Consider the following 17,526-nt stretch of genomic DNA (forward strand, 5'->3'; position numbering starts at 1 on the left):
ACCTTGATGCTAGTAGAACATGAGGCGACTAGTCGTTTCTTCGAGCGCGGCTTCACCATGATGGAGGTCGCGAGTATCACGGGTCACAAGACCCTGGCGATGCTCAAGCGCTACACGCACCTCAGCCCGCAGGACCTCGCAGAAAAACTCGGCTAGACGCTAACCAACACCTCTACAGGTTACTCATCCTGCTCCCCTTGAAAAAAAACACTCCATAGCGTAAAACCCACCGCTAAGCTTAGTTTTTGCGGAAAGTCCGCAAAAATAGCCAGTTTGAGAGGGAAAGGAGCAAAATGCTCATCGAGTTCAGCGTCACCAACTTCAAGTCAATCCGTGAGCGTCAAACGCTTAGCATGGTCGCTTCCAACTACTACAAGGAATTAGTAGATGAAAATACATTTGAAGTTGAGTCAGAGGAGAGCTTTCCTCGGCTGCTGAAAAGCGCTGTTATCTATGGGCCTAACGCTTCGGGTAAGTCGACGCTTGTTGAAGCTATGGAATTTGTTGATAATTTCGTCTGCACCTCCTCTAATGAAAGCCAAGCTGGCGATCTAGTAGCTGTAGTACCTTTTAAGCTGTCTGCTGAGACTCGAAAAGGAGATTCCCAGTTCGATGTTGCATTCTTTGAGGAAGGGGTGCGCTACGAGTTTGGGTTCTGCGCCAACTCAGAGCGAGTGACCGCTGAATGGCTGTATGCCTATCCAAAAGGTAGGGCTCAGCGAATGTATACTCGTTACTATAATGATGACGCGGTCTCTTACCATTATGTCTGGGGGAAGAATTTCCTCGGAGGGAGACGGCGTACTGACTGGAAAAATAGTACTAGACAAAATGCTCTGTTTTTGTCGACCGCTGTACAGCTCAATTGCGAGCAGCTGCAGTCGCCGTTCAACTGGTTTAAAAGTCGTATCGCCACGCTTGATCCGAGTATTCTTTCTGCTAGTTATACAATGAAGCATTTCGAGGAAAGAAAATCAGCTATTCTAGAATTTCTTTCTGCTGCTGACCTATTTATTGCAGATATTAAAATTGACAAAATCAAGTTTGATCCTGCATTGGTTCCCTCCGATATGCCCCCTGGGCTCAAGGAGGAAGTAATCAAAAATATGTCTGGAAAAGAATTTGCTGAGGCAAAGTTCTATTTGAAATCTGTAGATGATGGGGAGTTGATTGAGTTCGCTGATGATGAAATCTCGGCGGGTACGAAAGCCTTGTTTAACTTTTCCGGGCCTTGGATTGATGTGGTAAGCAGGTCCCGTGTTCTGTTTGTTGATGAGTTGGATAGCAGCCTGCACCCTCTTGTTGTTCATCAGCTAATTCGTATTCTTCATAATGCGGGCAAGCCAGTTCAGATGGTTTTCACAACTCACGATACCTCTATTCTAGGGCATAAAGGAATTTTGCGTCGCGATCAAGTATGGATGATTGAAAAGAGTGATCAGCAAGCCAGTGTTTTAACCCCGCTATCTGATTACTCCGTGCGTGATGACGAAGCCTTAGAGAAAGGATATCTTGGAGGTCGCTATGGTGGCATTCCTTTTGTAAAGGACTTAACAATTGGGCACTGATAATCTTCATCATAAGCGTAAAGCAAAGTCTTACGAGCGAAAACCAGGTAAAAAGCCGCCGGGAATGAGGCTTTTGATTGTGTGTGAGGGGTCTAAGACGGAGCCGCATTATTTTACAGAACTGAGGCATGATCAGCGATTGAAAACTGCAAATATTCGAATTTGCGGTAAAGAGTGTGGGTCCGATCCGGTCTCTGTTGTCAGATACGCCGAAAAGATATTCGATGATGAGGCAGGGGCTTACGACAGGGTCTATTGCGTAGTGGACACGGATTCTCACTCTAATCTCGATCGCGCGATGAAGCTAATAGAGGCGCGAGGAAAGCCTTTTATAGCCATAGTGTCATCGCCATGTTTCGAGTTTTGGCTCATGTTGCACCATCTCCTGCATCAGACATCCTTCCGTGCCACCTCCACCAAGTCTATTGGCGAGGTCGTTGAGAGTGCATTACGCAAGCTAGATAAGGTTTACATGAAAGGCAAGCCTGGGGTTTGGGCTAGGTATAAAGACAAGCTGGCTACGGCGATTGATAACTCTAAAAAAGTACATAAAGTCGCTCAAGCTACCGGTAACACCAATCCGTCTACTGAGGTTCACGTAGTCGTAGAAGCGATGATGACCCTGAAAGCTTAATCAGGCAATGCGGAGCGATGGCGGTTCTTTCCGTTTTCGCCCCGGCCTCGGCTTTTTGTGCTCGCCATCTCGAAACTCGCGCAGGAACTTGCGCACGTCTTCTTTGAGCCAGCAGTGCCGGTTGCCCATCTTGAAGCTCTTGGGCAGCCATGGCACGCCACGGCGAATCCCCTCCCTGATCGACGCCTCGGTGCGGCCCAGCAGCCTGGCCAGGCCCTCCACCGTCAGCACCTCGGTCTCTTCGCTCATTCCTTCCTCCCGGCCTGACTCGTCAGGTTCTCGTTTTCGGCATCACCTGTCGCAACAGCCGCCTTCAACTCCACGATCACAGACTGAATGCCCGCCACATAGCTGCCTGGCCTGCCTGCCGCAGCCCCAGCCAAACGCTCAATAACCAGTTCTGCTGGCGATCCCCGTAGCGTGCCCACCAGATCGATCGCCCAGTTTCGTGCCTCCAGATACATGAAGCGGTTGATCGGTCCGTATGCTTTCAACTCCGCTGGTGCCAGTCGGGGGGATGGCTCGCCCGCTTCTGTGTGCGGCTGCCTGGCTGCCGAGCGAGAAACCACTGAGTTGACTTGGCCGCGTCCGCGCCGCAGCCCCATCGACTCGATGATCGTCATGGCGGCCTCGCTTACGTGCTGGCCCTTCATGAGCGCCCCCGAAAGTGATCGGCCAGCACCAAGCGACCGTCCAGACCACAGGCAGCGGACAGATCCAGCACCTGCCCAAAAGTGGTTTCGCGTTGCTGCAGGGCGTCCCACAGCAGCAGAAGCAGGCCGGCCTGGCTCATGGCTCCTGCTCCCGAGGCTTTTCCGTCTGCTGCGCCTGGTCACGATCAAGAAGCTTGTCGATCCGAGCGAGGAGTTTTTTGCTGTATTCGACGTTGACCGGGTCGTCGTTGATATAGGCGATCGCCTCCCGCAGTAGCACGTCGGCCTCCTGCAGCTGGCCCTCACGCTCTGCCAGCTTGGCCTGCAGATCACCCTCGCTTGCGCCGGCGATTACTGCCAGCCCTCGGCCAGCTGAGACCAGATCACCCAGCTTGGTGAAAGGCAGGATGTTCGAGAGTGGCGCGGCTTCGCTGGCCCGCAGCACAAGCGTGATGCGTTCAGGCTGCTTCATGGCCGCTCTCCGTTCCGCGTGCGGCTTGTTCCTCGGCTTCATCCTGCAGGAGCTGGCGCCATTCGGCCTCGGTGCGATTTCCATAGAGCGGTTCAGGCTCGGGAAGCTCGGCACTCGGTGCTGGCGCCTGTGGCTTGGGCAGACCTGCTGCTTTACGCTCGGCAATTTCCTTGCGGTCGACAGCCACGCCTTGCGGTGCCTTGATGCCGAGACGAACCTGGCTCCCTTTGACGCCCAGCACAACTACGGTGATGTCGTCGGCGATCTTGATGGCTTCGCCTACGCGACGGGTGAGGATCAACATGGTCAAACTCCTTGTAGGGGAGGGCGGCGATTGCCGCCCTTCAATTCACTGCGTTGTGCGCAGCTCGTTGCGTGGTACCCAGCCGCCGGTGGTTTTCACCATGCAGCCGACGTAGGGCGCGAACTTGGTGTGCCGCTCGGTCTGGTAGCCGTACCATTGGCACGACCCCCAGTTCACAACAGCGGCGATTGCGAGCGCGCACAGGGCAAGCCCTACAACCGCGCCCAGGCCTATGTGCTTGCGCTTCAAACCTCGATACCGAAGTCTTTGGGGCGCAAGCCCAGCTGCACGCCAACCTCTGCCAGGACCTTGAGTTCTTCGGGACTGATGTTTCCGTCGCCCTCGGAAACGGTGATCATGTTCACGAACACCTCCTCGGCATCGAGAGGGTTGTTCTTGATGTCCGCGATCTCCCGCATGATGTTCATGCGCCCCAGGCGGAAGCCGGCCTGCAGTTGTTCGGTGAAGAGGTTCACGGTGGCGGTGATCTCTTGGCCGAAGTGCTCCAGGTTCTTGTTTGCCCGGATCTGGATGTCGATCTGAGCAGCTTCGTTCTTGCTGATCTCGCCGTCAGCCGCCGCCACCAGCAGGCAGCCACCAACGATGGCTTGCATCAGGTCACGGTTTTCCAGCTTCTTGACTGCGCGCTTGGCGCCGAACAGTTTCTTTCCAATACCGAACATGGGTCTTTCCTCTTGGGTTGGTGGAGCTTTCATCAGGCAAGCCGGGGACCTGCCGCGTTTGTTGGCTTTCGCAAAAATCAGGGTTGGATCAAGTCAGGCGGGGAGCGTCACGCCACCGCCAAGGCGCATTCGGCGCGCCGGTTTGCTACACGGGTTTCAATCTTTCTTTCGCCACTGTTGCCACCGCGGCGGATGCGGGTGAATTCATCAGTGCTAGCGACAGAGTGGCCGACGAGGATGGCACACAGAGCAACAATCATCGGGGAGATCAGTCCGCGGCGCATTGCTTCAGCCACAAGCTGGGCACGCTTGATGACGCCGAGCTTAGTGCTGGCGGCAAGTAATCGCTTGTCGATGGTGTCCTTGGCTATACCTAGTTCCCGTGCGGCCTCTTTACTTGTCAGCCCGCATGCCACAGCCATGACGCACTGGAGCTCTCGCTCCGCCAAGCCCAGCCCAAGGCTGCCAGTCCAGTTCCCGAAAGTCAGTGCGTTCATGTGCTTCGCTCCGTGCGAGTGAGTTGATGGGGTGGATAATGGTTTCCCTTTATCCGCCTGTCAACAGGTATACCTTTATTTCTTGGCGGCGCTTCCCTCATGCATCCTCACTTGGTTACCCTTTGCTGTATGGATATACAGTAATCAGGGGGTGGGTGTGGCCAAGCAAAAAAAACAAGCGGCAGAGCAGCGTACAGAGATGACAGGCATGGAACGTTTGGTCTTGAGAGTCTCTTCGATGATCAACCACCCGATAGCTCAGACCCAGAGGTGGGTCACAATTCACCAGCTTGATACTGATAGTGATCAGAATTGGGAGGAGGTCATGAGCATGATCGCCGAAACCCCAGGAATAGAAATGACCTTCAGCGATGATGGAAGCGTGACGCTTCAGTGGGAGGCCGATGAAGAGCAGACCTCCACCTTGACGATGGAGGGGGCAGAAGCCGAAGAGGAGGTCGCCGCCCCGTTTTGAGGCCGCATATGCGCGCTGAGCCCTGACTCGGCGCGCTAGAGCAGGTTGCCATTCCAGACGTACAGGACCTTTGCCTGGATGTAGGTCTCTTCTTTGCGGATCATCCGATCCTTATGTTTGGGGTTGTCGGAGATCATCTCGAAGTGCTCATCGTCCGCGACCTGCAGTCGCTTGATGTACTCATGGCCACCCCAGGATATGAAGTACACACCATCCCCCACGAACTCTCGAACGGTTACGTCGACGATCAGCGGATCTCGGTCTTTGATCGTTGGGGCCATAGACTGCCCCCACCCCGTGACGAGTTTCAGGTGGTGCGGCTCCTTGAAGTCCAGCCCCAGCTCTCGCAGGTGCCGCAGGCTGACGCGTACATCTCGGAGCATTTCCGGGTAGTCGTGCGTCACCTGGCCGCTACCCATTGCACCCCGCACGTCGTAATGTGCGATTCGGATCATATCGCCAGCGGAGCCACGGCTAGCGCCTACCTTTGCAGAGCCGTCGCCAGGGGGGGAATCGGTCTCTTCGGCAGCTTGGAGTAGACGATTGCGCGCCTCTTCCGACAGGCCCGAGCCCGTTTTTGCCAGCATCTGCCTGACCATGTCCGCAGCCGAGAGCTTCTGTATCTCCTCACCGACGAGAGCGTAACCTGGCTCGGTTGGGGCGGGAATGCTACCCACTCCCTCCGCCAACCATAGCGCGTCAACCCCGCAGATCTGGGCGATCTTCACCAGGTGGCTGCTGGATCGGGAGAGCCCTCTCTCGATTTCCGAGATTGAGGCTTGCGCGATGCCAGCCCTTTCGGCCAGCTCGGTCTGGGTAAGCCCTTTCAGGCGGCGGGCGTGTTTGAGTCGATCTTTAAGTTCCATAACGCACCAATCTAATGGTTAGCCTTTTTCCTTGCAAAAAGGTATGCCTCTAAAATACAGTAAAGGCATACCTCTATTCGGCGTTAAGCCCATGAATGAAATCTTCAATGACCTGGTCAAGTTTTTTGGCGGCCAGGTGGCAACAGCGAAAGCGCTAGGCGTGACGCAAGGCACTGTCAGCGGTTGGGTGCGCGGCGTCCATGGCTGCTCTGCTGATATGGCGCTGATCATTCAGGCCAAAACTCATGGGCGTTTCGCCGCTTCGTGCATTCGTCCATCGCTGGCGGAATCGCTTCCGACCTTGGAACAAAAGGTAGCAGCAAGAAGCCATCACGCGCAGCCCAACGAATCTGCTGTGAATTCATCCAGTACGGCGCTGGCCAGCTGATGAGCACCCACGCCGCTCAGTTTTTGTTGTCCGGCTGACTTTTCAGCAGGCAACAAAAAACCCGCTTGCCGGCGGGTTCTTTAGATCCGGTCCCTTGCCGGGGACCTTCTTGAAACGTCTTTGATTAGGAGACGGCGATATGTCGCACCCAAAAAATACCACCGAGGCACCGCCAACGCAAGCGGGCCCGCTTGTGACCATGGCGACTAAATTCAACCAGAACGGGGGCGAGTACTTCTTCTCGACGGTGCCTGGGATCAGTTGCTCTGAGGCGTTCAACTTTGCAAGTGCCAATCTGAGCGCAGCAGAAGACCTGCTCGGCCAGCTCGTCCAGGTCAATGCAAGCTGTAACTTGGCCTTTGCGATCCGCGCATTGGTTGGCCAAGCGAGAGCGCTGATCGACTCCGGGGTTGGATCTGTCGAGCAGGCCGAAGACTTCGCGCCACAAAACCTTGTATCTCCGATTCGTGGCGCGGGGGTGTCGGAATGAGCCATCCCATGACCAGGTTTTCTTCCCCCGCCAAGTGCATAGAGGAGGGGCTTGAGCTGCTGGCGATCCTCGCCGAGGTGCTTGAGCACAACGGCGGTTTCAAGGACAGCGGCCCAGGCGAACACCCAGCAATGATCGGCGAACGCGGCGAGGACGGCATCATCCGTTCCATGCGAGTAATCGCCTGGGCGGCTCACCGTGAGTTTTGTCAGATGGCTACGGACTTGGAGATCCCCCAATGAACCAGATTGTCCCGGTGTGTCAGCCAGATGGCTTGCATGGTGAGATCGTCCACGACGTGACCCTCACCGCAGCGGATATCGCGCGTTTTAACGAAGCGCGCGAATCATTCAAGTTGATCAAAGCCTTGTACTGGGCGCATGTCGTGCCCTCGCTCGGCGGATTCGACAACCCTGTAGCCGGCGAACTTGAACGCCTGTTTGAACGTGTCGTTTTCGACACGCGAAACTTTATGTGGCCTCACCGCAACGCAGCTGCCTTCCATGATGCAAAGGATGTGGGAGGTGCAGCATGAGCAGCGTTATCAATTTCCCCGCCGCCCCCGCAGCTGAGGTGATCGATGAAGCCTTCTTCGAGAAGTTCGCCGATGCTGCCCTGCTGATGACGTGCTTCGAGACCGTCGCCAACGCCATCGAGGTGGTGGAGGAGGGCGTCAAGATCCATGAGCGCGACGAAACGCACATCAGCCTCATTGAGGCATGCATGGCGCTGGCGGTGCTCTTCCGTAGGCGAACTGGCTATGCCGTGCAAAATGTTTCTGCTGATCACCTGGAGAAGCAGCGCCAGGCGCTGTTGGCAGGAGAGGTGATCAGTTCTCTACCAATCCCTATCCGCCCGCCTGAGCTCAAGCCGTTGCCCGCGTCTGCTTTTGCCGGCCTGGCCGATCTGGAGCTGGCGCAGGCTGGATTCAACTACATCAGGCGTGTCGGTGAGCTCATCAACGGAAACTGCCCTCACTTGGTTGAGCTGGACCTGGCGAGAGCCCACTCGGTTGACGCCTTGAACGTATACAGCCAACTGATCTCCCGGCTTGCTGGCAGTGCTGCGCAGGATGTGAGTGCTTCTCTTCCGGCCATCACCGGTCCCTCATCGGAGACCCTCCAATGACCACGCCCCCAAACCATGCCCAGGCGCTCCCGCAGGGCGCTGTCGCGTCGATCATCACCGGCCCTTGGCCAAGCTACGCCGCATTCCGGGACCTGCCAGAGCGCGAGCGTTGGGTGCTGTACGGAAGCGCGAAGGCTTATCGCGAGGCGCTGGAGCTTCAGGGGTTCCAGATGGCCGAGAGCTACGACCAGTTTGTCCGGCGGGTGACCGCTGAGTTGGAGATTTGAACCGATGAGCGTTCAAGCAATGACCTGGGCCCTAGAACAGCAGGAGGTTGGCGAGCCGCATGCCCGGCACGTCCTGCTGTGCCTGGCCAACTATGCCGATCAGGATGGGCGCGCCGCGTTCCCTTCGGTGGCTCGTCTTGCAGTCGATACCGGCCTGAGCCCTCGCACTGTCCAGTATCGGCTTCGAGACCTAGAGCAGAAGGGGGCGATCCGCCGGGGCAACCAAGCTATTCCCGCTGCCTACATCACCCAGCGCGATCGCATTCCGGTGTGCTACGACATCGCCATGGAGCGGGGTGCACAGCATGCACCCGGTGCACGCCAAGACGTACCGGGGTGCACGCCAGAACATAACGGGGTGCACGCCACGACAGAACGAGGTGCACAGCATGCACCCGAACCATCAATTAACCACCAATTAACCACCCATAACCGTAAAGAAGGCGCAGACGCCTCAGGTGATGGCAAAGGGAAGCGGAGGGCAAAGGAATCCTTTGACCCTCTGATGGCCAAGCCGGAGAACTGCTCTGATCGCGCTTGGGCCGACTTCTGCGAGATGCGCAAGGCAAAGCGTGCACCGCTGACCAGGCGCGCTTGTGACCTGATTGCCAAGAAGCTGGAAGGGCACCAGAACGCTGATGCGGTCCTCGACAAGTCCACCGTCAGTTGCTGGACCGATGTTTACCCAGAGGCGACGGCAAACGCTGGCGCACGGCCAGGCCGGCCTGGCGCATTCAACAACCTCCCTCAGCACACCGATGACATGTACCAGGAGAGCCACGATGGCCGCCCAAATTTCTGATCTGTTTCACCGTACCCCGGCCAAGCGCATCTTCTCCGGCGAGTGCCCGGTGCATGGTCGCGTCGATATGAGCGAAGTCGAGCAGTTGGACGGCTCGATGCTGGCGCGTGGCTGCAAGCGCTGCGCTTGGGAGGCCTTGCATACCAGCCCCCGCGACTCGGCAGAACGCGCCCTGGCCACTGCCCAGCACAAGGTCGAGAAAGCCAGCGAAGCGCTGATCGCTGCCGGGATAACCCCGCGCTTTGCCGGCGCCACCTTCGACAGCTACCGCGCCGAGACGGAGCCGCAGCACAGGGCTCTGGCCAAGTGCCAGGCCTATGCCGAGCAGTTCCCGGCCAATTTCCGGGCGGGCCGCTCCCTGCTGCTGACCGGCAACGTCGGTTGCGGTAAGACTCACCTGGCCAGCGCTATCGTCCGTACGGTGGTGGCCGATCAATGCCGTGCGCTGATCATCCCGGCCGGGGACATTGTGAGCATTGCCCGCGCTTCCATGGTGCCCGGCTCGGGCTACACCGACCGTGACGTGGCAGTCCATCTTGGCGGCCTGGACCTGCTGGTGATCGATGAGATCGGTGCGCAGAAGGGCAGCGGGTACGAGCTGGGCCTGCTGCACAGCATCATCGACCGCCGGTATCAGTCCGTGCTGCCGACTGTGGTGATCAGCAACTTGAACGCTGACGGCCTCAAATCCTACATCGGCGATCGCGCCCTTGACCGATTGCGTCAGAACGGCGGGCAGCAAGTCGGGTTCACTTGGGAATCGAAGAGGGCTGCGGCATGAGGGCTCTCTACAGCGACGAGGCTGAGCACGGGGTGCTTGGTGCGGTCATTCACGCTTCGCTGCAGCAAGACGAAGGCCTGGTCGAGGACATGCTCGGCCAGATGACCTCGGCCGACTTCTATCACGCCGACAATGCGGCCCTGTTCGAGGCCATGCTGGAGTGCCGCGAGCAAGCCATGCCCATCGATCCGGTGACCTTAGGGGCAGTTCAACGGCTGCTCCCGGGTGGCGACAACGTCATGGCCTATGCCGCTGAGCTGGCCTGCAAGGTGCCTTCTCTGGCCAACTGGAAGGCATACGCTAAGCATGTCAAGGAATGGGGCGTGATTCGGCGCATTCTTGACGTGGCAGGCGGCGCGCAGGAAATGGTGCAGGCAGGGGCACCTACCGGCGAAGTAATCGCCGCTGCCCAGCAGGCCATGGCAGACCTGCGCAACCTTGATGGCGAGGCCAAGGGTTACAAGCGGCTGGATCAATGGATGGGAGATGCCGCCGACCTGGTGGATGAAAAGCATCGAGGGGTGGTGCCGAAGTGGCCCTCCACGGGGCTCGAAAAGCTGGATGAGCTGGTCCAAGGCCTTCGCCCGAAGAAGGTGACCGTAATCGCCGGCCTGCCGGGCAGTGGCAAGACCACCCTGGCCCTGCAGATCGCACAGCACAACGCCGTCAAGGAGCGGAAGCCGTGGCTGGTGTTCTCCATCGAAATGCCCGGCGAAGAACTGGGGCTGCGCGCTATCGCCTCGCTTGGAGGGGTGGCTCTGCACAAGCTGGATAACCCGGCCCAGATGCGCGAAGACGACTGGGCCAGGATGAGCGGTGCCGTAGGATTGGCCCTGGAAGCCCCGCTCTTCGTCTGTGACGACCCGGTGCAGACGCCGTCCACTATTCGCGCCACGGCTCGGCAGTGCCAGCGCGAGCACGGACTGGCCGGCATCGTGGTCGACTACCTGACCCTGGTGCGCAGCGAGCGTGGTGGCCGATCTCGTACCGAGGAAGTGGGCAAGATCAGCAAGGCCCTGCTGCAGCTGGCCAAGGAAATGGCCATCCCGGTCATTGAGCTGGCCCAGCTGAACCGTGACTCAACCAAGCGCCCTGGGAAGAAGCCCCAATCCAGCGACCTGCGCGACTCTGGTGAGATCGAGGCCGACGCCAGCTGCATCCTGATGGTGCATCGCGACATGGATACGGAGGAGGGCCAGAACGGTCTCACGGAGATCCTGATGACCAAGTGTCGCCATGCGCGGGTTGGCAGCTGCATCGTCCAGCAGGAGGGGCAGTATGGCCGGTTCGCCACCTACGCCGGTTCGCTGCCCAGCGATGATGAGGTCGAGGCTGGGCGTGGCAGCTACGCCCAGCGCTACAAGGGGGCCGACCTGTGACCGAGCCAATCAAGATGGCGCCATGCCCATTCTGCGAAGGGCCGCCCTGCATCACGGCCAAGGATGAAGCCGGTACCGAAATTTCTGAGGGTCACACCTTCGACCCCTCTGACGAGTTCCCGATGGTCTCGGCGCACGTCTGGTGCCACGACTGCGGCGCGCAGGGGCCGAACATCGACACGCTGAACCTGGGCACGTTCGAGCGCCTGTATGACCTGCAGGTGGCGGATGTGATGCGGATCGCTGTCGAGAGCTGGAACAACCGCCACGCGAAGGCCCGCGCCTGCTATGACGCTGGCGATCAGAAGGGCCTGAACCTATGGCCGAGGAGGGACGCATGAGCGACACCAAGACCCTCACCGTTACCCTCAGTGACGCGGAGATCCGCCGGCACGCTGCTGGTGAGGTCTTCCAGCTGCGCGACACCCGCCACCGGGAGTTGCGGTTCCGTTTCTCGACTGTGGACCGTTCCCGCGGCGCCTGGCACGTCGTGGTGCGTGGGCGCTGGGGCAAGGCTGGCGATTACCCGGGCATCAACACCAAGACCATGCTGGCCACGCTGCCAGCGATCCTGGCTCGTCGTGCCGCCGATGCCGACGCCAAGTCCACCACCACCAGCTGGGCCACGGTGGGCGATGTGCTGGCGTGGTACCGCGATCGGATGAACCGTGACCGTGGCCTGTCGGCCAAACGCAAGGCCAGCGCCAAGTCAGCGCTTGATCGCCACCTGGTGCCGCGCCTTGGTGACTTGCCGCTGGCCGAGACCAACAAGCAGGCGATCGACCAGCGCCTGATGTGGCCGCTGCAGGAGCGCTATGCCCTGTCCTTCGTGCGCTCGGTCTACGGCGTCCTTTCGGTCGCGTTTCGCCAGGCCCTGCGTCTGGACATGCTGCCAGCCAATCCCATGGCCTCGCTGAAGTTCACCGACTTCGTGCGAACCCGTATCAGGCCCCGGCCGGCGCGCCTGCGTGGCGATGATGTGCCGGGCCTTTTGGTGATGGTGGCTGAGCGCTTCGAGGTGGAGCCGGCGGGCTGCATGCTGGCCCTGATGATGTTGTGCCACGGCTCCCGGCTGGGTGAGACCCGGCTGGCGCGCTGGCGCAACGTCAACCTCGACGCGGGGCGCTGGTTCATCCCGGCCGACGACACCAAGACCAAGGCGGAGCACACGCTGCCGCTGACGGTCCAGGCCTGCGCGCTGCTGCGCCGGTACCAGGGCCTGCAGATCGCCCAGGGCTACACCGGGCCGCTGCTGTTCCCGGGCAGCCACGGCGCACCGCTGAGCCCGAGCAAGGCCAATACCTTGTTCACCGATCTGGCCAAAGGCGAATGGTCGAGCCATGACCTGCGCAAGGTGGCTCGAACGGCATGGACCGACCTTGGGGTGGACTACATGGTGGGCGAGCTGCTGCTGAACCACGCGATGAAGGATCTGGATGCCACCTACATCCACACCACGGCCGAGGGCCTGAAGCGTCAGGCGCTGGAGGCCTGGCACAAGCACCTCGACGAACAGGGATTCGCCGCCATTCACACCGAGACATTGCCGGGACACAAAACCGAGCCTGCAACCCCAGACGCAACTAACGGCGCGGGTTGCAGCACCTCACAGCATCCATCCCAAGGGAGGATGTTCAATCAAGAATCCAAGTCAGGAGATGGCCATGAGTAGCGTCACTGCGGCCCTGCCGCGCAAGAGCCTTACCCCGGTCGAGCGGGAATTTCTGAAGCAAGGTAACCGTCTGTTGCTGGACCAGGAGAACGGCCGGATCGCCTCGGCAGCCTTGATGGATATCGTTTCCGACTGGCACGGCTCCCGGGCAAACCAAGGCTTCGAGCAATTCGCCAAGGCTTGGATCATCCAAGGCGGCGCAAAGAACAAACATGCCTACAAGCTGCTGTGCGAGCTGTTCGGCCTGGACACCGACCCAACGCCCCGGAGGGCTGCATGAAGAAACGCACCTACATGGACAAGCCGCTGGGGGATACCGAATGGCTGCTCGAGCAATGGGGTAGTTGGCGAATGGATGGGATGGGAGTGCCGCGGTATGTCTCCCCTTCGATAACTGCAGCGACAGCTGGTGGTGGGACCGAGTACAGCCTGACCGATGACGCCGCCCTGGTGATCGACTCGGCGGTGGCCAAGCTCACCCAGCGCAATCAGCAAATGGGTGACTTCGTTTGGCTGTACTTCGGATCGAAGTGGACGATGGTTCGAATCGGCGAAATGTCCAGGATGTCCGAGCGATCAGCCCGCGAGATCGTCAAGCAGGGAGTGGCCTGGGTTGACTCGTTCTTGGAACAATTTCGCGAAGCTGCGTAAAAAGTTCTTTCCGGACGGATAAACACCTGTTTTCATAGCAGCGTGTCCAGCTTGCAAGCAACGCGACACAGAGGAACCCCGGCCATTCAGCCGGGGTTTTGCATTTATCCCTGGCGGGTAAGTGCGGAGGGCGCGATCCCAAGCAGGTCTAACCCTGCTTCTGTCAAAACCAAGCCATTGCGATGGCCGGCTTTGCTTTTCTGGATGTAACCAGCTTGTTCAAGCCAGGCGACAGTTGGGAGGAAATATTTTTCGTCTTCCGTTTCTGGCTCCCCACCAGTGGTTGTCTCGGTAACAGGGTCACTCACCCCTTTCACTGACTCCTTGAGCCCCAGCGAACCAAGGCCAACATTGGCGGGAAGAGGGAACGTAGCACCCAGATAGCTCAGCAGCTTGCTGGCGATCTCGTCAAATTTTTCGATGTTGGTCATGCTTGCTCCTCGCAAGATGAAATAGCCGCCCAGTGCGACCAACGAAACATATCACGTTGATTTACTTAGGGCCTGTAAGCACCAGCCCTCCGCACCCATTCAAGGGCTCGCCATAACGGCGGGCCTTTTCTTTTTCTGCTTCCCGCAAGGGAGGAATCCGGATGTCCAACATGCCAGACAAACCAGACACTTGGGCGATTGCTCTTGCGTGGCTGAGCCAGCACTCGCCCCTGCTATACGCGGCCGGTCTGTCCTGCGCCATGGCTGTACTGCGCATCACCTACGGTGGCGGCACTCGCCGGCAGATGCTGGTGGAGGGAGCCATCTGCGGCGGACTGACCCTGACGATCATCAGCGGCTTCGAGTTCTTCGGGCTGCCACAGAGCATGGCTGCCTTCGTTGGTGGGTGGGTTGGCCTTCTTGGGGTGGAGAAAGTTCGGGCGATTGCTGATCGCGTTACCGACTTCAAGCTGCCAAGCCGCAAGCCCGAGTAATCCGCGTCACAAAATCAGAGCGCGCCGTTTCGTGGCGCGAGGAGGCTGAATGGTCCGCATGATAGCAACGATCGTCTGCCGCCATCGCTGGTGGCTGAAGTACTACCTGGCCGGCGTCATGGCCATGTCCCACATCACCGGTCGCGCACCGAACTTGGCTCGCGTCATGCGCTGGATAGAGCGCGGCATCGTGACCGAGGTGCGCTGATGGCCAGGCTCAAGACGATCACGCCGAGACTTGCGGATGGCACAGGCTCCAGGGTCAAGGTCGTGAACCCCAGCAGTTGGCGCTGCGGCAAGACCAGCTCACAGCGCGGGTACAACTACAAGTGGCAGAAGGCCCGCGAGCGCCACCTGCTCGACCACCCGCTTTGCGTCTACTGCGCCAGGTTCGGTCGCACCACCGCAGCCACCGTGGTGGACCACGTCACCCCGCACCGCGGCGACATGACGCTGTTCTGGGACCAGAGCAACTGGCAGTCGCTGTGCAAGCCCTGCCACGACTCGGTCAAGCAGGCCGAGGAGGCTGCAGGGCTGGGCTGAGGCCGCGGCGGCGCGGGCGACATTGCAGAATGCACGACTGCACGTCAGTGGCGTGCCACAAACACCGGGGGTGGTCAAAATATAGCCATTCTCACTTAGCTAGACCGCCACCGACCCCACGTACAGATTTTTTTCCCCCACAGGATTTTTGTTAAATGGCTTTAACATCCCGCAAGCGCGCTTTCATCGCCGCGCTGAGGGAAGGTGCGTCCAATCGGGACGCTGCTGTGGCGGCTGGCTATTCCGAGAAAACCGCGTCTTCGGCGGGGTCTCGGCTGGTGAAGGACAAGGACGTGGCGGCCGAGTTGGCCAAGCTTCGCGCCCTGGGCCTGATGCCGCCAGATGTTAAAGCAGATGTTAAAGCGCATGTTAAAGCTAAGCCTGCGACGGATCCATCGACGAAGGCTGAGTCGGCAACCGAACCCGCCGCCGGGAAGGACAAGCAAACCGAGCCGGAGCCTGCCGGCTTCGACCTCATGCAGGCGTTGCTGCACCGCGACCCGAAGGACTTCCTACTGTCGGTGATGAACGACCTGGAGTCGGAGCCGAAGCTGCGTGTTGATGCGGCCAAGGCACTGATGCCGTTCGTGCATCCTCGCAAAGGGGAGAGCGGCAAGAAGGATCAGGCCCAGGCAAAAGCTGAACAGGCATCGACTGGCAAGTTTGGCGCCCGGCGCGGGCCGCTGAGGTCGGTGAAATGAAGGAATGGACAACTGCATGCCCCGACTGGGAGCAGCGCATCGTTGCGCGCAAAAGTCTGATTCCCTTCAAGCCGCTGTTTCCGACCGAGGCCGAGGAAGCCCTGGATGTGTTTGGTGCGCTCCGCATGGTGGATGCCACCGGTAGCCCGCTGATGTCGGAGACAGTGCGCGACTGGGTCAACCAGTTCGTGGCCGCCATCTTCGGGGCCTATGACCCTGATGAGGGCCGGCGCCTGGTCAGCGAGTTCATGCTGCTTATCAGTAAGAAAAACGGCAAGTCCACGATCGCCGCAGGCATCATGCTGACCGCGTTGATCTTAAACTGGCGCCCTTCGGGTGAGTTCATCATCCTGGCGCCGACCAAGGAGATCGCTGACAACTCCTACATTCCAATCCGCGACATGGTGCGGGCGGATGAGGAACTGGACGCCTTGCTCAAAGTGCAGGATCACCTGCGCACTGTGACCCACCGGCAAACTAACGCCACCCTCAAGGTGGTTGCTGCTGACAGCGAGACGGTGTCAGGCAAGAAGGCCATCGGCGTGTTCGTCGATGAACTGTGGGTTTTTGGCAAGCGCGCCAACGCCGAGGCGATGCTTCGGGAAGCAACAGGTGGCCTGGCCTCTCGGCCTGAGGGCTTCATCATCTGGGCAACAACCCAGTCCGATGCGCCGCCTGCTGGCGTGTTCCGGCAGAAACTGCTGTACGCCCGCAAGGTTCGAGACGGTGAGATTGTCGATAAATCGTTCCTGCCGGTGCTGTACGAGTTCCCGAAAGCGATGCTCGACGCTGGGGCGCATCGGGACTTCTCCAACGCCTACATCACCAACCCCAACTTGGGGCTTTCTGTTGATGAGCCGTTCATTGAGCGGGGCTATGCCCAAGCCCAGATGGACGGGGAAGAGTCATTTCGGGGCTTCCTGGCCAAGCACCTCAACGTCGAGATCGGCCTGGCGCTGCTGTCGGACCGCTGGGCCGGCGCTGACTTCTGGGAGGAGCAGGCATCGGAGCTATGCCGCACGCTTGAGGATCTCATCGAGCGCTGCGAGGTGATCGACATCGGCATCGACGGCGGCGGCCTGGATGACTTGCTGGGCCTTGCGGCGATAGGCCGCGAGCAGGGCACTCGCCGCTGGCTGACCTGGACCCATGCCTGGGCCCACCCCTCGGTGCTGGAGCGCCGCAAGAGTGAGGCCCCGCGGATCCTTGACTTCGCCAAGGATGGACACCTCACCCTGGTCGAGCGCATCGGCGACGACATCGAGGAGGTGGCCCAGCTGGTGGCGCAGGTCGAGCAGGCCGGGCTGTTGGACAAGGTCGGCCTGGACCCGGCCGGCGTCGGCGCGATTCTCGACGCCTTGGAGGCTGCCGAAATCCCTCGCGAGAAGATCGACGGCATTTCGCAGGGCTGGCGCCTGGGCGGGGCGATCAAGACCGCCGAGCGAAAGCTCGCCGAGGGCACGCTGCTGCATGGTGGCCAGCCATTGATGGCCTGGTGCTGCGGCAACGCCCGTGTCGAGCCGCGTGGCAATTCGATCCTGATCACCAAGCAGGCCAGCGGCTCGGCAAAGATCGACCCGCTTATGGCCCTGTTCAACGCGGTGACGCTGATGGCGCTGAACCCCGAGGCGAAAGGCGGCATGGATAACTATCTCAACAACGGCTTCTTTGACCTCATAGGCTGACC

At 59.5% G+C, this 17,526-nt stretch carries 30 protein-coding genes and 2 pseudogenes; 22 read left to right on the forward strand and 10 right to left on the reverse strand.

Annotation, left to right across the window (positions count from 1 at the left end):
* From G1E_RS30155 to G1E_RS07220, 3 genes and pseudogenes are all read left to right on the forward strand, one after another.
* Positions 1–156 (forward strand): annotated as a pseudogene (locus G1E_RS30155) (site-specific integrase); the annotation flags it as partial.
* A 137-nt stretch (positions 157–293) separates the two neighbouring features.
* A complete protein-coding gene (locus G1E_RS07215; protein ID WP_009681862.1) occupies positions 294–1,568 on the forward strand; it encodes an ATP/GTP-binding protein in 1,275 nt (424 codons plus the stop codon).
* Positions 1,558–2,202, forward strand: a complete 645-nt coding sequence (locus tag G1E_RS07220) for an RloB family protein (protein ID WP_033690116.1) — start codon at positions 1,558–1,560, stop codon at positions 2,200–2,202. The genes G1E_RS07215 and G1E_RS07220 overlap by 11 nt, the downstream gene beginning before the upstream one ends.
* Here the strand turns inward: G1E_RS07220 and G1E_RS07225 are convergent, their stop codons facing one another.
* The 8 genes and pseudogenes from G1E_RS07225 to G1E_RS07255 form a co-directional block, all read right to left on the reverse strand.
* Positions 2,203–2,451: an AlpA family transcriptional regulator gene (locus G1E_RS07225; protein WP_009681860.1), complete on the reverse strand. Its 249-nt coding sequence runs from the start codon at positions 2,449–2,451 to the stop codon at positions 2,203–2,205. It abuts the gene before it with no gap.
* Positions 2,448–2,825, reverse strand: a complete 378-nt coding sequence (locus G1E_RS07230; RefSeq protein WP_256220433.1) for a hypothetical protein — start codon at positions 2,823–2,825, stop codon at positions 2,448–2,450. The genes G1E_RS07225 and G1E_RS07230 overlap by 4 nt, the downstream gene beginning before the upstream one ends.
* 26 nt (positions 2,826–2,851) lie before the next feature.
* Positions 2,852–2,995: a hypothetical protein gene (locus tag G1E_RS28635; protein WP_009681858.1), complete on the reverse strand. Its 144-nt coding sequence runs from the start codon at positions 2,993–2,995 to the stop codon at positions 2,852–2,854.
* A complete protein-coding gene (locus tag G1E_RS07235; RefSeq protein ID WP_009681857.1) occupies positions 2,992–3,327 on the reverse strand; it encodes a hypothetical protein in 336 nt (111 codons plus the stop codon). The genes G1E_RS28635 and G1E_RS07235 overlap by 4 nt, the downstream gene beginning before the upstream one ends.
* Positions 3,328–3,457: 130 nt before the next feature.
* Positions 3,458–3,631, reverse strand: a pseudogene (csrA, locus tag G1E_RS29295) (carbon storage regulator CsrA); the annotation flags it as partial.
* 45 nt (positions 3,632–3,676) lie between these two features.
* On the reverse strand, positions 3,677–3,880 hold the full coding sequence (locus G1E_RS07245; RefSeq protein WP_009681855.1) for a hypothetical protein: 204 nt from the start codon (positions 3,878–3,880) through the stop codon (positions 3,677–3,679).
* Positions 3,877–4,314, reverse strand: a complete 438-nt coding sequence (locus G1E_RS07250; RefSeq protein ID WP_009681854.1) for a tellurite resistance TerB family protein — start codon at positions 4,312–4,314, stop codon at positions 3,877–3,879. Before G1E_RS07250 ends, G1E_RS07245 begins: the two co-directional genes overlap by 4 nt.
* 107 nt (positions 4,315–4,421) lie before the next feature.
* Complete coding sequence (locus tag G1E_RS07255; RefSeq protein WP_009681853.1) at positions 4,422–4,811, reverse strand: LuxR C-terminal-related transcriptional regulator; 390 nt, start codon at positions 4,809–4,811, stop codon at positions 4,422–4,424.
* A gap of 157 nt (positions 4,812–4,968) precedes the next feature.
* On the opposite strand from G1E_RS07255, the gene G1E_RS07260 reads away from it, so the two are divergent.
* On the forward strand, positions 4,969–5,286 hold the full coding sequence (locus G1E_RS07260; protein ID WP_009681852.1) for a DUF1654 domain-containing protein: 318 nt from the start codon (positions 4,969–4,971) through the stop codon (positions 5,284–5,286).
* A gap of 35 nt (positions 5,287–5,321) precedes the next feature.
* Here G1E_RS07260 and G1E_RS07265 read toward each other — a convergent pair whose 3' ends face one another.
* Positions 5,322–6,152 carry an XRE family transcriptional regulator gene (locus G1E_RS07265; protein WP_009681851.1) on the reverse strand — a complete coding sequence of 277 codons (831 nt, stop codon included), beginning with the start codon at positions 6,150–6,152 and terminating at the stop codon, positions 5,322–5,324.
* Positions 6,153–6,243: 91 nt separating this feature from the next.
* Here G1E_RS07265 and G1E_RS07270 point away from each other — a divergent pair, with 91 nt between their 5' ends.
* The 13 genes from G1E_RS07270 to G1E_RS07330 all read left to right on the forward strand — a co-directional run bounded on the left by G1E_RS07270 (position 6,244) and on the right by G1E_RS07330 (position 13,670).
* Positions 6,244–6,540: a Cro/CI family transcriptional regulator gene (locus tag G1E_RS07270; RefSeq protein WP_009681850.1), complete on the forward strand. Its 297-nt coding sequence runs from the start codon at positions 6,244–6,246 to the stop codon at positions 6,538–6,540.
* 139 nt (positions 6,541–6,679) lie between these two features.
* Entirely contained in the window at positions 6,680–7,030 is a 351-nt protein-coding gene (locus G1E_RS07275) for a hypothetical protein (RefSeq protein WP_009681849.1), read from the forward strand.
* An 8-nt stretch (positions 7,031–7,038) separates the two neighbouring features.
* Entirely contained in the window at positions 7,039–7,272 is a 234-nt protein-coding gene (locus tag G1E_RS07280; RefSeq protein WP_009681848.1) for a hypothetical protein, read from the forward strand.
* Positions 7,269–7,565: a hypothetical protein gene (locus G1E_RS07285; RefSeq protein WP_009681847.1), complete on the forward strand. Its 297-nt coding sequence runs from the start codon at positions 7,269–7,271 to the stop codon at positions 7,563–7,565. Before G1E_RS07280 ends, G1E_RS07285 begins: the two co-directional genes overlap by 4 nt.
* Positions 7,562–8,158 (forward strand): hypothetical protein, encoded by a 597-nt coding sequence (locus G1E_RS07290; protein ID WP_009681846.1) that lies wholly within the window; start codon positions 7,562–7,564, stop codon positions 8,156–8,158. Before G1E_RS07285 ends, G1E_RS07290 begins: the two co-directional genes overlap by 4 nt.
* The gene (locus tag G1E_RS07295; protein WP_009681845.1) at positions 8,155–8,385 is read left to right on the forward strand and encodes a hypothetical protein; all 231 of its coding nucleotides are present in this window, start codon (positions 8,155–8,157) and stop codon (positions 8,383–8,385) included. The genes G1E_RS07290 and G1E_RS07295 overlap by 4 nt, the downstream gene beginning before the upstream one ends.
* 4 nt (positions 8,386–8,389) lie before the next feature.
* Positions 8,390–9,187: a helix-turn-helix domain-containing protein gene (locus tag G1E_RS07300; RefSeq protein WP_009681844.1), complete on the forward strand. Its 798-nt coding sequence runs from the start codon at positions 8,390–8,392 to the stop codon at positions 9,185–9,187.
* On the forward strand, positions 9,168–9,968 hold the full coding sequence (locus G1E_RS07305) for an ATP-binding protein (protein WP_009681843.1): 801 nt from the start codon (positions 9,168–9,170) through the stop codon (positions 9,966–9,968). The genes G1E_RS07300 and G1E_RS07305 overlap by 20 nt, the downstream gene beginning before the upstream one ends.
* Complete coding sequence (locus G1E_RS07310; RefSeq protein ID WP_009681842.1) at positions 9,965–11,347, forward strand: DnaB-like helicase C-terminal domain-containing protein; 1,383 nt, start codon at positions 9,965–9,967, stop codon at positions 11,345–11,347. The genes G1E_RS07305 and G1E_RS07310 overlap by 4 nt, the downstream gene beginning before the upstream one ends.
* On the forward strand, positions 11,344–11,688 hold the full coding sequence (locus G1E_RS07315) for a Lar family restriction alleviation protein (protein WP_009681841.1): 345 nt from the start codon (positions 11,344–11,346) through the stop codon (positions 11,686–11,688). Before G1E_RS07310 ends, G1E_RS07315 begins: the two co-directional genes overlap by 4 nt.
* Positions 11,685–13,019, forward strand: a complete 1,335-nt coding sequence (locus G1E_RS07320) for a site-specific integrase (RefSeq protein WP_009681840.1) — start codon at positions 11,685–11,687, stop codon at positions 13,017–13,019. The genes G1E_RS07315 and G1E_RS07320 overlap by 4 nt, the downstream gene beginning before the upstream one ends.
* Positions 13,012–13,299 carry a hypothetical protein gene (locus tag G1E_RS07325; protein WP_009681839.1) on the forward strand — a complete coding sequence of 96 codons (288 nt, stop codon included), beginning with the start codon at positions 13,012–13,014 and terminating at the stop codon, positions 13,297–13,299. Before G1E_RS07320 ends, G1E_RS07325 begins: the two co-directional genes overlap by 8 nt.
* Positions 13,296–13,670: an antiterminator Q family protein gene (locus G1E_RS07330; protein WP_009681838.1), complete on the forward strand. Its 375-nt coding sequence runs from the start codon at positions 13,296–13,298 to the stop codon at positions 13,668–13,670. The genes G1E_RS07325 and G1E_RS07330 overlap by 4 nt, the downstream gene beginning before the upstream one ends.
* Positions 13,671–13,774: 104 nt before the next feature.
* On the opposite strand, the gene G1E_RS07335 is transcribed toward G1E_RS07330, so the two are convergent.
* Positions 13,775–14,101, reverse strand: a complete 327-nt coding sequence (locus tag G1E_RS07335) for a hypothetical protein (RefSeq protein ID WP_009681837.1) — start codon at positions 14,099–14,101, stop codon at positions 13,775–13,777.
* Between the two features lie 161 nt (positions 14,102–14,262).
* Between G1E_RS07335 and G1E_RS07340 the strand changes: the two genes are divergently transcribed.
* The 5 genes from G1E_RS07340 (at position 14,263) to G1E_RS07355 (ending at position 17,524) form a co-directional block, all read left to right on the forward strand.
* Positions 14,263–14,595, forward strand: coding sequence for a phage holin, lambda family (locus tag G1E_RS07340; protein WP_009681836.1), 333 nt, complete (start codon positions 14,263–14,265; stop codon positions 14,593–14,595).
* Positions 14,596–14,644: 49 nt separating this feature from the next.
* Positions 14,645–14,803: a hypothetical protein gene (locus tag G1E_RS28640; protein ID WP_009681835.1), complete on the forward strand. Its 159-nt coding sequence runs from the start codon at positions 14,645–14,647 to the stop codon at positions 14,801–14,803.
* On the forward strand, positions 14,803–15,138 hold the full coding sequence (locus G1E_RS07345) for an HNH endonuclease (RefSeq protein WP_033690115.1): 336 nt from the start codon (positions 14,803–14,805) through the stop codon (positions 15,136–15,138). Before G1E_RS28640 ends, G1E_RS07345 begins: the two co-directional genes overlap by 1 nt.
* Positions 15,139–15,293: 155 nt before the next feature.
* Positions 15,294–15,839: a terminase small subunit gene (locus tag G1E_RS07350; RefSeq protein WP_009681833.1), complete on the forward strand. Its 546-nt coding sequence runs from the start codon at positions 15,294–15,296 to the stop codon at positions 15,837–15,839.
* Positions 15,836–17,524, forward strand: a complete 1,689-nt coding sequence (locus G1E_RS07355) for a terminase large subunit (RefSeq protein ID WP_009681832.1) — start codon at positions 15,836–15,838, stop codon at positions 17,522–17,524. Before G1E_RS07350 ends, G1E_RS07355 begins: the two co-directional genes overlap by 4 nt.
* Positions 17,525–17,526 lie beyond the last annotated feature (2 nt).

The organism is Pseudomonas sp. TJI-51 (assembly GCF_000190455.2).
In the GTDB taxonomy this organism is placed as follows: domain Bacteria; phylum Pseudomonadota; class Gammaproteobacteria; order Pseudomonadales; family Pseudomonadaceae; genus Aquipseudomonas; species Aquipseudomonas juntendi.